At 54.8% G+C, this 14253-nt stretch carries 12 protein-coding genes; 10 read left to right on the top strand and 2 right to left on the bottom strand.

The window, feature by feature from the left end; translation table 11 throughout:
• Positions 1-120 precede the first annotated feature (120 nt).
• Complete coding sequence (locus Mal52_RS17175; protein WP_145377539.1) at positions 121-546, top strand: hypothetical protein; 426 nt, start codon at positions 121-123, stop codon at positions 544-546.
• A gap of 60 nt (positions 547-606) precedes the next feature.
• Here the strand turns inward: Mal52_RS17175 and Mal52_RS17170 are convergent, their stop codons facing one another.
• Positions 607-999, bottom strand: a complete 393-nt coding sequence (locus tag Mal52_RS17170; protein ID WP_145377537.1) for a hypothetical protein — start codon at positions 997-999, stop codon at positions 607-609.
• A 404-nt stretch (positions 1000-1403) separates the two neighbouring features.
• Between Mal52_RS17170 and Mal52_RS17165 the strand changes: the two genes are divergently transcribed.
• From Mal52_RS17165 to Mal52_RS17135, 7 genes are all read left to right on the top strand, one after another.
• A complete protein-coding gene (locus Mal52_RS17165) occupies positions 1404-2249 on the top strand; it encodes a PEP-CTERM sorting domain-containing protein (RefSeq protein WP_145377536.1) in 846 nt (281 codons plus the stop codon).
• Positions 2250-2599: 350 nt separating this feature from the next.
• Positions 2600-5953 carry a PAS domain S-box protein gene (locus tag Mal52_RS17160; RefSeq protein ID WP_145377534.1) on the top strand — a complete coding sequence of 1118 codons (3354 nt, stop codon included), beginning with the start codon at positions 2600-2602 and terminating at the stop codon, positions 5951-5953.
• Positions 5950-6573, top strand: coding sequence for a response regulator transcription factor (locus tag Mal52_RS17155; RefSeq protein ID WP_145377532.1), 624 nt, complete (start codon positions 5950-5952; stop codon positions 6571-6573). The genes Mal52_RS17160 and Mal52_RS17155 overlap by 4 nt, the downstream gene beginning before the upstream one ends.
• Positions 6574-6657: 84 nt before the next feature.
• Positions 6658-8454 (top strand): hypothetical protein, encoded by a 1797-nt coding sequence (locus tag Mal52_RS17150; protein WP_145377530.1) that lies wholly within the window; start codon positions 6658-6660, stop codon positions 8452-8454.
• A 67-nt stretch (positions 8455-8521) separates the two neighbouring features.
• Positions 8522-10156, top strand: coding sequence for an MJ0042-type zinc finger domain-containing protein (locus Mal52_RS17145; RefSeq protein ID WP_145377529.1), 1635 nt, complete (start codon positions 8522-8524; stop codon positions 10154-10156).
• Positions 10157-10190: 34 nt separating this feature from the next.
• Positions 10191-10526, top strand: a complete 336-nt coding sequence (locus Mal52_RS17140; protein WP_231962377.1) for a (2Fe-2S)-binding protein — start codon at positions 10191-10193, stop codon at positions 10524-10526.
• 77 nt (positions 10527-10603) lie between these two features.
• On the top strand, positions 10604-11263 hold the full coding sequence (locus Mal52_RS17135; protein WP_145380688.1) for an ABC transporter ATP-binding protein: 660 nt from the start codon (positions 10604-10606) through the stop codon (positions 11261-11263).
• Positions 11264-11302: 39 nt separating this feature from the next.
• Here Mal52_RS17135 and Mal52_RS17130 read toward each other — a convergent pair whose 3' ends face one another.
• A complete protein-coding gene (locus Mal52_RS17130) occupies positions 11303-11809 on the bottom strand; it encodes a GNAT family N-acetyltransferase (protein WP_145377527.1) in 507 nt (168 codons plus the stop codon).
• 160 nt (positions 11810-11969) lie between these two features.
• Here Mal52_RS17130 and Mal52_RS17125 point away from each other — a divergent pair, with 160 nt between their 5' ends.
• Positions 11970-13577: a Ppx/GppA phosphatase family protein gene (locus Mal52_RS17125; protein ID WP_145377525.1), complete on the top strand. Its 1608-nt coding sequence runs from the start codon at positions 11970-11972 to the stop codon at positions 13575-13577.
• A complete protein-coding gene (locus Mal52_RS17120) occupies positions 13577-14122 on the top strand; it encodes a peroxiredoxin-like family protein (protein WP_145377523.1) in 546 nt (181 codons plus the stop codon). Before Mal52_RS17125 ends, Mal52_RS17120 begins: the two co-directional genes overlap by 1 nt.
• The last annotated feature ends 131 nt before the right edge of the window (positions 14123-14253 follow it).

Raw genomic sequence — 14253 nt, 5'->3', positions numbered from 1 at the left:
GCGATTTCAGTTTACCTATCGATTACCTTTGCCCGCAGTCACGGGTCACATCAACGTCTCGGCATTAAGCCTCCGATTCGCTGAGATCATAGTTTTTCGGACTAAGTTGAAAGAAGACGAATGCCAGCTTGGCCAGGCGGTCCTTGCCCCACTTGTAACGAAGATATGCCCGCGAACCTGCTTCGTTGTGTGAATTGCCGCACGATGCTCAACGACGAACTGGAACTCGAAAGCGTGGAGATTCCGCCCTATGAACCGCTTAAGGAAATAGAAAGTTGCCTGGATGCTAAGCCGCGCGGTTATTACGTTGGCTGCCCGCATTGTCACAAACGTCTGCGAATCAACGCTCAGTATTTGGGCAAGCGACTCAACTGCCGGAAATGCAGCAAGACCTTCACCTTGACTCTGAGTGATCCCAAAATCAAAAACTTGGGTTTTTACCTCGATTGCCCCAGTTGTGAAGAACGGCTGAAAGTGGCGCAGAAATATGCCGGTCAAATGGTCAAATGCAAATTCTGCTCCAGCATGCTGCAATTTATCGACTGACACTGTCCGCTTGCTCTTTGGTGCGGCATGTCATTCTCGTGAGCGCGATGTGGATGACGTTTAGGGTTGGAAATTGTTGGGAATCTCGCGAACGTCTTGAAGTCGTCCCTGTTCATCGAATAACAGTTCACTGAAGAGGTGAAACCGCTCACCGGGCTCCATTTCCCACGATTCGCAATAGTAGACGCCCGGTTCAGGTCCGCCTGAGGTCGAGTAGCTGATTCCAGCTTCTTTGAGCAAGACGGCCGTCTCTTCCCGTGGCGTACCCAACGGGACCACTTCTAAGATGGCGGTCCTTTGCTCTGGGAATGGGGCCACATTGCGCATCGCGCAGCCTAGATTTGACCAAGTCACGGCCAAGGCCCCAATCAGGACGAACCAGCAGCTACGGTTGTGAAGTCTCCGCCACGCATTCGCCGTGGGGATCCTGCCATCCAGGCGTTGTCTGTCCACGTCCGCCGCTCCCTCAAAGAACTCCCTAGTCCGACCCAATGCGGTCCTGAGTCTGAGGTCGCAATTATTGTGAAATCGCTCGTTTTGACCAGAGGAATCCGACAGGAAGGCAGGCGGTTCCCGCAGTCTTGATCGCCCTATTCATGGAAAACCCGGAATTTAGTCAACAAAGTAGAGTCCGCCTGGACCACGAATAATTGGAGAAATCGCTGAGATCGGAAAATCTTGCCTATTCCGCATAGTCCATTGTACCTGTCCTATCGATACGGTAGATTACCTGTTCACGGTCAACATTTCCGTGTTTATGCAACGGGCGGGCCTGGGTTAATTTTGCTTTTGCTGCGTTAGCAAAGTGTCAGGTTTCACAACAGGTTTTACTACGAGAAGTAGGGGAGTCACTTCGAATGAAGTCGATTGCAATGAGCGTCGCGTTACTAATCACTTTAACTTTGGCACAAACGGCTTCAGCCGCCACAATTGACGTTGGTGCCTTAGGTGACAATGGTTGGGTTTCAACAGACACAAGAATTAATGGCGTCAATGCGACCACACCCGCAGAGATCGCACAGCGGATTGATTTCACTAATGTTGCTGGAACCGGTGCTGTGCAACTGTTGTCGCCCACAGCCAGCGACAAAGCGACAATCGCTCGCGTCGATACCACCACTGGATTTGGTACTCTCGATTCCTTGTTCACCGCTGAGTATAGTTGGTTCAAAGACAGCCCGGTCGGCGCCGCCGCCCCCGCACTGAAACTTGGGTTGCAGACCAGCGAATACGTCGGTAGTCCGTCAGGTCGGATTGGTGAGCAGGATTGGGATAAAGTCCTGATCTACGAGCCGTACGACAATCCCAACGCTGGCACGACCCCAGTGGGAACGTGGGTCACCCAATCGATCGATGCTGATAACGGAACGTGGTGGATGTTCAGTCGAGAAAGCACGACTGCAACAGGCGTGATTAACGCACCGCATAACAGTTTGACGCTCAACGATTGGTTTGCGGACGGGACTTGGGGAAGCATTTTGCAGAACTCGACGATCGTTCAAGTTCAATTGGGCGTCGGGTCCGGGAACTCAGACATGGTCGGCTACGTTGATTATCTGGAAACCAGCGCTCTGGATGGTGGCATGCGAAATGACTTCGGAGCCGCCGCTGTCGTTCCGGAACCGTCCAGCTTCGTTTTGATGGGACTCGGTGCCATCGGATTGGCCGGTTGCGGTTGGCGTCGCCGCCAGTCGAAGTCGTAACGACAAGCGTTGAATTTAAACACGCAACACCAAGGCCGCTCTTCGGAGCGGCCTTTTTTCGTGTCAAAAAAACAGGTTGCGTTGACATGCCTTAGGGAAGCGGCGGTTTGTATTGCTAAATTGCAGAGTATCTGTTTTACCCCTGCCTAGGCAGCCGCAGTCGTGGTTTACCCCCATCGAATGGATTGTTAATATCGGACGTCACTTCAATTGCAAGAACCGGTGAACGGTGTCAAGCGTCTGTTGCGAGCGATGTTCGAAGAAAAGTCGTTTGATATTGTTGCGGCAGCGTACCACCGGGGCGACCTTGCAAACTGTCGGCGCGACCACTTGCGAAGATTGACCGATCTATGACCGTTCAGGAATGCTGCGATGCTTTTTATGAATTGTTACGGCAAAGTGTCGTAGCAGCACAGCCGCAGGATTCCAGCTCCTTTACGAAACTGGGGCGACAAGCCGCGCATGCCGAGCTCTCCTTACTGGAGGTTGTCCGGCTGTTTGAAAAGGCGCAAGCGCGTTTGGGGAGCGAGCAACCTGAATTGACGCTCAAGCAATTCGCAAAGGTTACAGCGACCGCGATGTCGGAAACTCTTGCGGGGTATGATTCTGTTGAGCGAGAGGCGACGGGAGATCCGCCTGATTCACTGCATGAGATTGCCCGGCAGTACACAGCCACAGCAATATCACACCAAATTGGTGTTTGGGATTGGGACCTGCAGACGAATGATTTGTTCATCGATCCTTGCTTGAAGGAAATGCTTGGGTACCAAGATCATGAGATCGCAAATCGGTTGGAGGCCTGGTCGGAGTTACTCCATCCCGACGATCTTGAGCGGACGCGTCAGCAATCACAGTCTTCGCTGGAAAACGGTGAGCGTTCGTTCGAATTCGAGCAACGGCTTATACACAAAAACGGACAGGCATTTTGGTTTGTTTGTCGCGGCCGTATGATCTGCGACGCCGAGGGGGTACCGACGCGACTGTTGGGGACGAACACCAACGTGACGGCTGCGAAGCTGGTGGCGAACGAAATCCGAAATGGTGTTGACCGTTACCATGCTTTGATCGAAACGGTTCCTTACGGGATTCAAGAGTTCAACGTAGACGGAGTGCTGCTGTATTGCAATTCGGCATGTGACCGCATGTTGGGCTTTCGGCCGGGAGAACGCATCGGCCGGTCGATCCTCGATTTGTTGCCGACTCGACAGGAGGCGGACGACTTTTGTCGGTATTTTCAAAAGTGTCTCGCTGAGCAGCCACCGGCGAAGCCGCTGATCACGCGGCATCGCGCCGCTGACGGCCACATTTTCTATGTGCAGATGGACTGGAATTACAAACGCGACGTTTCCGGTCAGGTCGTGGGATATATCTCGGTCATCACCGACATTACTGAGCGGCGACGGTATGAGAAATCGCTACGTGCGGCACAAGGCGATTTGGAACGGCGGGTGGCTGAACGGACAGCCGCGTTAGAGGCCTCCGAATCGCGCTGGCGCTCCATGGTTCAAGCAGCGCCTGACTATTTGGTCACGGTCGATCGCAGCTCGCGGATTACGTATGTCAATCGCACTCCGATGGGTGTCCCGGGAAAATTGTTGCACGGCCGCTCCGTATTCGATCTGGCCGATGCTGCGTATCGTGATGAACTACAAACACTGTTGGATGAAGTTTTTACAACCGGAAAGTTTGCCAGCGTTGAGGCATTGGCGCGCGGCCCGCGGGGAAAACGGCATTGGTACAGCATCCGATATGGTCCGATTTATCGCGATGGCGAAGTGGATGGGGTCTCCCTATTTGCGACTGACATCGACGAACGCAAACAGGCTGAGGCATCGTTGAACGAAGCGCATCAGTTGTTAGAAGCCATCTTCGACAATACGCAATTCCTGATTGCCTATTTGGATGTTCAATTGAATTATCTGATGGTCAATCGCGCCTGGTCCGTAGCGGCAGAGGAGGGGATCTGCCCACGATTTGTGGAAGGGGATCATTTCTTTGATGTCTATCCCAACGACGAATTGCGGACCGTTTTTCAATCGGTGATCGAATCGACCGAGCCACATTCGGAATGGGCAAAACCGTTTGCCAATGTCTTGGATTCAAAGAAACCGGTGACCTATTGGAATTGGGCGTTGACGCCGGTGAAAGACCGTGACGGAAATGTAATCGGGTTAGTCGTCACGTTATTGGATGTCACGCATCGCGTGCTTGCGGATGAAACCATACGAAAAAGCAAGGAACGCCTGCAGTCCGCCCAAGAGATGGCCCATCTCGGCAATTGGGATTGGAACTTGGAGTCGGACCTGGTGGAGTGGTCCGAGGAGATGTTCCGCATCTTTGAGGTGGATCCCAACACGTTTAAAGCCTCGTTCAGTGCATTTTTAAACGCCATCCATCCCGACGACCGTGACATTGTTCGTGATGCCTTCAATGGTGCGATAGAAAAGACAGGCTGTTATAGCATCGACTACCGGGTCATCTTGCCCAGCGGTACAAAGAAATCTCTGCATGGACAGGCCCAGGTGACGTTTGACGACTCGGGCAAAGCAGTATTGATTTCCGGGACAACGCAGGATGTGACCGCCCGCGTGCAGGTGGAGGAGGAACTGCGGCAAAGCGAATCGACACTACGCGCGCTGCTCGAAGCGATTCCAGATATGATTTTCCGCATTCATCGGGACGGGACGCTCCTCGATTTCATTCCGGCCGCCGAATCTGCTCCGTATTTGCCTCGGGAGGAGTTTCTAGGAAAGAAAATTGAAGACGTATTGCCACCCGACGTTGCCCAACTTTGCGTCGACTCGCAACGCAGAGCTGCGGAGACCGGTAAGGTCCAAGTGATTGAATACCGCTTGGATCTGGACGGGGTCCCCCATGATTATGAAACACGCGTTCTGGTCGGTGCCAAGGACGAACTATTATCCATTGTGCGGGACGTGTCGGCGGAACGCCAAGCAGAAGAGCGGAACCGTCGACATCGTGATGAGCTAGCGCATGTCACACGGTTGAGTACGATGGGTGAAATGGCGACAGGGATCGCGCATGAATTGAATCAGCCGATTTCGGGGATCGCATCCTATGCGGCTGCCTGTTTGATGATGTTGGAGTCCGCCTCGGCGACACCGCATTCTGAAAAGCTGTCAGAGGTCCTGAGCAAAATTGAGGCTCAGGCGCAACGGGCAGGGGAAATTGTGCGACGACTGCGAAAACTAGTAGTTCGCCGCGATTCTATGTATCATGCGGTGGACTTGGGTGACGCGATTCGAGAAGTCTTAGCACTTGTTGACGCAGACGTTGCTCAGTCCGGGGTTGAGGTCCAAATCAGCACGCCCGATGAGGTCCCTGGCGTACTGGCCGACCGTATACAAATCGAGCAGGTGCTTCTCAATCTCGTCCGCAATGCCATTGAGGCCATGGAGAGTTCGCATATCGAGCAACCGTTGTTGGTGATTTCCGTTTCAACGAAGGCCGACGAGACAATTGATGTCGAGGTCTCCGACAACGGTCCGGGAATCGCCTCGACGGATGTGGGACGCGTATTTGAGCAGTTTTATTCGACGAAGGACAAAGGCATGGGGATGGGGCTTTCCATCAGCCGAACCATTATCGAGGCTCACGGCGGCCGCTTGTATGTGGCCAACACCTCAGCCAACGGGACGATGTTTCGGTTCAACTTGCCTGTAATTGAAAGGACGTCCCTATGACTCACGAGCCAACCGTCTTTGTTATCGATGACGATCAAATCATCCGTGACTCATTAGCGACTCTACTATCCACCGCGAAAATCCGCACGGAAATGTATTCCGATGCGTTGGAGTTTTTGGATCGCTTCGACCCGGAACGCGCCGGCTGTTTGCTTTTGGACGTGCGGATGCCCGGGATGAGCGGATTGGAATTGCAGCGGCATTTGTCAAAAATGGAAGTTCCGGTGACCACCATCATTCTCACCGGCCACGCCGATGTGTCGATGGCTGTTGGGGCGATGAAAACCGGGGCCGCTGATTTTATTGAAAAGCCGTTTCGTGCTGATGATTTGATTCGCCGGGTGCGAGAAGCCATGGGGAAAAACCTCGAGGCACGGAAGCAATGGAATCGCAATCGCGAGTTGCAAGTACGGGTCGATACCCTCACGCCGCGCGAAAAAACCGTGTTGGAGTTGATCATTGAGGGGAATCCAACCAAAACAATCGCTTCACAGCTCGGCACAAGTTTTAACACCGTTCGCAATCAGCGCACGAGCATTATGCGGAAGATGAACACGGACTCCGTTGTCGATCTCGTGAGGATTATGACCGAGGTCGGCGGTCAGGCCGAAAAGAACTGATTGCGATCACCCCGGCATCTCGGCGATCGCTAGGAGCTGAGCCGATTCTGGATGCCCTGGAAGTCAGTAGTTTCGGAGCGCTTCATGCAACCGATTGTGATTCCTTGTCCGCAGTGCGGTTCAAAATTAAAATTGCGCGATCCGAAGCTGTTGGGTAAGATCGGCAAGTGCCCGCAATGTGAAACCCGCTTTCCACTCACCGATCCGGCGGCAATCGAGTTGGAATTGGCGGAACCGGCCAAGACACCGGAACCTCCTCAGCCAGCTGTCACTCCCGCGCCCGCAGCGGGAATACAGATTAATGTCGCCGATGAACCGAGTGTCGCAGCGCAACTGCGCGCCCGCCGTCGACGCAATCGGGGGGGAGTGTGGATCGCAGCAGCGGCCGTGGTCTGTTTGGCCCTAATTGGTGGCGGATGGTGGCTGACTCAGCGCGGTGCAGATCCGGCGGTCGCCCATGTGAATCCAGCGACGCCCGATCAAGCGCCACCGCCTCCGTCAGCGCAAACGCAACCGGCAACTACGAGTGCGTTGCCGGCAATCACCAAGGGACCGGCGATCGACCTGCGATACGTCCCGCACGGTATGGGCATGCTGGTGCATCTGCGTCCGGCAGAAATCTGGGCCGCTACTCCGGCGGGGGGCAACGTGTTGGACTGTCTTGGCGAGCCATTGCGGGAGAGTCTGACCGAATGGATCGAGCAGAGGTGTCTGTTCGCTCCCGAAGAAATTCAAGAAGCCAAGTTTTGCTTTTATTTCGGCTCACCCGGAGAGGCCGTGGAGACGGCTGGGTTGATTACGCTGGCCGAACCGAGTAAACGCTCGGAATTGATCCCGCTCTTTAAGGGGGAACGGAAAAGTGATATCGAGCTACCCTATTACGTGGGTCCGACACGGTCGTATTTGTTGATCGATGAGCAAACCTTTGCCTTTTGCCCCTCAGGCATGGTTGCGGATTGGAGCGAAACAATCAAAAATCCGGCCATGACGCGCGAAAATTTGCTGCGTATTGTGCGGCAAAGTGACCGTCGCGACCAATTGACCGTGATTTGCGAACCGGCTGATTTACGAATTCATAGTGAATCGTTGGTGTCGGAGGACGTATTTAGATTAGTGGCCTCCGTGTTGGACTGGCTGGGGGACGATGCGGCCACTCTTTCGTGGGGTGTGCGGCTACAGCCAGCGTTTCGCTCGCGGGCGGTCGTGCAGCCTCGAACCCGTTTCGATCTCGACCGATTACAGCGGGGGATGACGGAGAATATGCAGCGATTGCCGGAATCGATGTTGGAAACGGTCTCGCTGTGGAATCCTGAGAGTTTGGGGACGAAACGGGTGTTGGGGCGTTTTCCGGCGATGTGTTTAGCGGTGGAACGTAGGACGAATATTCAAAGGGAAGGGGGGCATGCGATAGTGGAGACGCAGCTTCCAGAAATCGCGGGACCGAATTTGGCGCTGGCTTCTCGATTGGCGTGGCGGGAATCGTTGCGCGAAGCCTCGCCGACACCCGATACGGTCGCTGCGACAAACCCCGCCCCCATTCCGACAACCATTGCGCAGCGGTTGGCGAAACCGATTGACTGTGAATTTCGCCGAACACCGCTGCACGAAGCCATTGCCTATATCGCAAGCGAAACCGGTGTGGAGCTGGAAATCTTGGGGGATGACTTGATGTTGATCGGAGTCACACAAAATATACCACAGGAATTCACGATGCAGCAGACACCGGCGACGGCTGTGCTGGATCGGATTTTGACCGAAGAAGGGATGGTCCTGGTCGTCCGTGAAGCCCAAGACCGCGCTGTGATCACAAGCGTCAAGGCGGCAAAGGAACGGGGTGAAGAACCGTTGCCGTTGGGATCCGCAGCCCCGTCGGAACCTTGACGCGCGAAGGTGAGCGTAGATGTCCTGCAATTGGAGACGAGTGAGTCGCTGGTGAGGGCCGACTGTTATGCAACCATTTTCGTTTCAATGTCCGCACTGTGCCGCATTGCTGAGGGTCAAGGATAGTACACTGGTCGGTCGCGAAGTTCCTTGCCCCGATTGCGGCGAAGCGTTCCGGTTAGCCTATGACGGCCAGCACGTATCAATCTTAGATGTCCCGTCGGTGACGAGCGAGAATGCGCCGACTGAACAAGCACTGGCCCCAACGCACGCTCACGCAACCGCCGCAACAATGGACGACGAAGGTGCGGGCAATGCCGATTGGTGGAAAGAGCCGCATGTGATTGCTTGGGCCGTTGCTGCCGTCTTTGGAATCTGTATGGCGGTCGTCATCGCCACCGACTCGGCTCCATCGCGCGTCGAGAATGTCGCAGCAACCAAGGCCGCGCTGGCCGCCGCACCCAAGGAAAAGGCACCGGACGTTCCCCTTGAGAACGACGAGGGGGATAAAGATGAAAGTGGCGAGAACAACGACAACGTCGAGCCGACACTTTCGTTGTTGGACGCACCGGGGGTTGATGCGAAAGGGCAATTAACTCGCCTTGGCCAATTGATTCAGCAACAGCGGCAGAACACCGGACATTTTCCACTAGGGACGCGTGGCTCCGGCGAGCCTACCGAGCGGTTTAGTTGGTTAGCGCACTTATCCGCACAATCCTCGGGGCGCGAATTGGCACCCCGTTGGGACCAATCCTGGAGTGATGTGGTGAACCAACGTTTTGTACGACGTCGCATGCCGGTGTTTTTGAATCCTGACTTGGAGCAATTGGTGGGTGAGAATGGTTTTCCCGCTAGTCATTTTGTGGGCATCGCAGGTGTGGGGGATGATGCCGCGACACTTCCTGTGTCGCACGAGCGCGCGGGGGTTTTTGGCTATGACCGGAAAACCACCGAGGCGGATGTCAAAGACGGATTGGCCCAGACCATGATGGTGGCGGGTGTTCAGTCCCGCTTGGGCTCTTGGGCGGCCGGTGGTCCGGCGACGGTGCGGGGATTTGTTGACGAGCCGTATATCAACGGGCCTGATGGGTTTGGCAGCGGTCAAGAGGACGGGATGTGGGTATTGATGGCCGATGGCAGTGTGAAGTTTCATTCCACACAAACCGATGCCGCCATTTTGCGAAGCGAAGCGGCGATGACTGATGCCTATTACCGCGAACATCCGCCACAAGTGATCGCCGCCAACGAAGAACCGGTGAAAGATAAAACGACTGAGGAAAAAGAAGGCGACGAGACCCCGCCGGCCAATGACGTTTCGATTGATGAATTGACCCAGATCGTCGATGAAATCGCGGAAACGGAGAAACAACAGCGCGCCGAAAAAGAGGCGGCCGCAAAACCGCCTCCACTGACCGACAAACAGATCCACGCACGCTTGGACCAACCGGTGCTCCGGTACCGATCGGGTGACGGGGCTACGTTCGGTCCGGTGTTTGAAGAACTCGCGGAAATGGTGGCTGTCCCGTTGGATTACGACGTTCGTCGCTGGAAGGATGAGAAAAAGATTTGGGACCACCCAGTGCAGTTGGAGTATGAAGATGTGACGGTGGGAGAAGTTTTTGAGCAGTTGCTTGAATCTGTCGGTTTGGGTGCGACAATTGGGGGTGGGAAGATCGTGATTCGAGAAGTGAACAAAAAATAATGCCGCTTGATTTTATCTTGCGGTCGATGGGGAAGTGAGTCCGGCTTTGGAACTCGACGATACAATTTGCTACTGTTTCCACGTGAGCAAGCGGAAGATTGTCAACTACATCCGCATTCACAACTTGAAACGTCCCAGCCAAGTCAGCCAGTGCGGCGGCGCGGGAACGGGCTGTGGTTGGTGTGTTTCGTATTTGAAACGATACTTTGAGGCGGCTGCCGCAACCAACGAGCCGGGCAATGAGTCGCAGACAGCTGAGGAATATGCGGAACAACGAGCCGCATACATCGCTGCTGGAAACGGAACGCCACCCGCCGGCGCGATTCCGCTTCCGGGGACGTCCGCGCCCGACGCAGATTCGATCGCTTGATTCAGGGAGGGAACCTGTTGGCAACCACAGCGACACGGACACTGTTTCAGCTTTCGGGGGTGAGCAAGACCTATCGCATGGGCGAAGTCGAAGTGCCCGTGTTGCACGACGTCGACTTGGAGATCTACGCCGGCGAGATCATGGTCATCGTCGGTCCGTCGGGATCGGGTAAAAGCACGCTGTTGAACATCATCGGTGGGATTGATAGCCCCACTGCGGGCGACGTTTTATTCCAAGACCGCGATTTGGCCCAGCTCAACGAGCGGGAATTGACCGCCTATCGCCGCGAGCATGTGGGTTTCGTGTTTCAATTCTACAATCTTGTGCCGACGTTGACGGCCCGCGAAAACGTGCTGGTTTCCACCGAAATTTCTCGAACACCGCTGGACGTAGACGAAGTGTTGGAAATGGTGGGACTGGGCGATCGCAAAGATCATTTCCCTTCACAGCTTTCCGGTGGCGAGCAACAACGCGTGGCGATTGCCCGCGCTCTGGCCAAGGATCCGACGTTGCTGCTTTGTGACGAACCAACCGGCGCGCTCGATTTGTCAACGGGACGCATGGTGCTGGAGCTATTAGACCGGTTGTGTACAGAGTTAGGCAAAACGGTCGTGTTAATTACGCACAACAACCCCATCTCGCACTTGGCACATCGGGTGGTCAAACTCGGGCAGGGGACGATTGCCGAGGCCCGCGTGAATACTGAGCGAAGGTCACCGCACGATATTCAATGGTAGTGCGGGGTGGAGAATCGCGCGGCGGTTCCCTTGAAAAGGTCACACCGAAAAAAACGGCGGCGGATAGGTAACCTGCCCTTGGACATTTTCCAGGACTCCCGCAACTAGTTCGAGCGCCATGAAGGCTTCGCCGGAAAATGGCGAGGAGATCCGTTCGGCCAACTCGGGTGAAAAGCCGAATCGCGGGTAGTAATCGGGATGCCCCAAAACAATCACCGCCTGTTGTCCCCGTTCCCGGCAGATATCCAAACCGCGCTGTACTAATTCAGAACCAATGCCCTGCCTTTGGAATTGCGGCAAGACCGCCATGGGAGCCAACGCCACCGCGGGTATCGTCGTTTGTTCAGTTTCAATTGGCAGTTCACTAAAGAGGATATGTCCGACAACCGTGTCGCTCGAGATGGCCACATAAGAGACAACGACCAAGCCGTCGTTCCGCAATAGGTCAACGAGGTTCCCTTCAGCAGGCTGGCCGAACGCCGCCGTATTGACTTGGTGGATCGCTCGCTGATCGTCCGCGGTTTCTTCGCGATAGTGAATTGCCATCCCATGCTCTCCATGCAAATCCGTATCATATACGGGAATTGACCAAGAACGAGGGTGAAACGAGCCTGCAGCAGTGCGTTTTCGTTAAGCGCGTTGTTAGAATTACGATGAAGCTCACTTGCTGGAACAATTTTCAGTCGCGCCGTGAGAGGAGTGCAACTTGAGTACTGGTGAGGAACATGTTGTTGGGTTTATCGATCTGGGGACAAACTCCGCGCGGCTGTTGGTTGTCCGTTCGCATCCCGATCGTGCCTATTCGGAGTTAAACCGGCTCAAGGAAGTGGTGCGGCTCGGAGAAGGGGAGTTTATCGCCAACGTGCTGCAACCACAGGCGATGCATCGCGCAGCTTTGGTGTGCCGGAAATTTGTGGAAATGGCACAAGGTTACGATGCTGAGAATATTGTGGCCGTTGCAACATCGGCCAGCCGCGATGCCCGCAATAAGGATGTGTTTCTCAAACGGTTACGACGAGAAGCGGGTGTGGATGTCCGTATTATTTCCGGCAAGGAGGAAGCGCGGCTGATTTATTTAGGCGTTTCCAGCGGCTTGAAACTGGGAGATGAGAAGGCGCTGTTCATCGACATTGGCGGCGGCAGTACGGAAATCATCGTTGGCAACCAACAGGAGTACTTTTATCTGGATTCCCTCAATTTGGGGGCGATCCGGTTATTTACAAAGTTTTTCTCGCCGTTGGAAACCGGTCCGGTCACGCAGCGACGGTATAAAAAAATTCAGCGTCATGTGCGTCAATCGTCGGTGCGGACGATACAGCGGGTCAAGCCGTTGAAATTCAGTCGCGCAGTCGGCAGTTCGGGCACGCTGATCAATCTGGCGGAAATCGCGGCCAAGTTATGTCATCCGAGCGGCAGCGGCTCGGTTGACGTTTTGACACGGGCCGATTTGAAAACAGTCGTCGCCCATTTATGCGGCTTGTCGGTCGAAGAGCGAGCCAAGGTGCCGGGGATCAATCCTGAGCGGGCCGACATCATCATCCCCGGGGCGGCGATCATCGACACGTTGATGGAGGATTTGAATCTGTCCGAGATCCGCATCAGTGATCGCGGACTGCGCGAAGGAATGCCGATTGATTACCTCTCCGGCAGCGGCGACGGCGAGTGGATGGACCATCGCACGTTTCGCAAACGAAGCATTTTGCAGTTAGGGCATTCGTGCGGATTCGAAGAAGCCCACGCCAAGCACGTTGCGGAACTGGCGCTACAATTGTTCGACAGTAGCAAAGCGGCCGGCCTGCACAAGCTGGGTGAATCCGAACGGGAACTGCTGGAGTATGCCGGTCTGTTGCACGATGTGGGGATCTTTTTGTCCTATCGCAGGCACCGCGCGCATTCCTATTATTTCATCCGCAATGCCGAGCTTTTAGGATTCGATGAAACGGAAATTGCCGTCATGGCCGTCACCGTGTTATATCACCACAAATCGTATCCCCGCCGGAAACATCCCCAATTCGCCGAGTTGGATAAACGACATCGCCGCGTGGTACGGATTCTGTGTGTGCTGTTGCGATTGGCCGAAAGCCTGGATCGCACGCATGGCCAAGTTGTGAAACAGGTCGAGTTTCGGCCGAAAGACAAAAAAACGACACAATTAAACGTGACGGCTGCGGGAGACTGCCAATTGGAAATCGGTGAACTCCAGAATCATACGTGGTCGTTCAAGAAAACTTTCAAAAAACGTTTGGTTCTGAGCCTCAATGGCGTCGAAATCGACGAACCAACGAATACTGATCCGCAAACGGTGTCGAGTTGATGAAACAGGATGCTACGAAAACTTGCACGATGGCGGCCGTTACCAATACCGGTGAGAACCTTGCCGATTTGTCACAGACACGCCCGTTGCTGGTTGTCTTCTTGCGGCACAGTGGTTGTCCCTTTTGTCGTGAAGCCCTGGCGGAAATCGCAGAGAAACGCGACACGATTCAACACGCCGGCGTGGGCATCGTGTTGGTTCACATGTACGACGACGAGTTCGCTGCGAACTATTTCGCCAAGTACGGATTGGACGATCTGCCCCGCATCAGCGATCCCGAGTGCGAGGTCTACCGCGAATTTGGACTACAACGCGGGAGTCACCGGCAAGTCGCCGGTCCGAGGGTCTGGTGGCGAGGGATGGTGGCCACAATATTCAAACGCCACGGCGTGGGCCGCATGATCGGCGACGTCCTACAAATGCCGGGCGCTTTTATCGTGCATCACGGCGAAATCGTGCGCAGTTTTGAATACAAAACGTCCGCCGACCGCCCGGACTATGGGGAATTCGCTACGTGTGACTTGCCTGGTGCTCAGGACTCTTAGCCACGGATGAAACGCTGATGACGATCGTTGTTGCGGCGAACGTGTTTGCTAATGATGGGGATCATGCTTGCATAATCAAATAGATCGACGCACTGCAATCACAAACTCCCTCTCCCTCTGGGAGAGGGCCA

Origin of the sequence: Symmachiella dynata, from assembly GCF_007747995.1 — a bacterium.
In the GTDB taxonomy this organism is placed as follows: Bacteria; Planctomycetota; Planctomycetia; order Planctomycetales; family Planctomycetaceae; genus Symmachiella; species Symmachiella dynata.
This window is presented reverse-complemented; position numbering and strand designations above follow the sequence as displayed.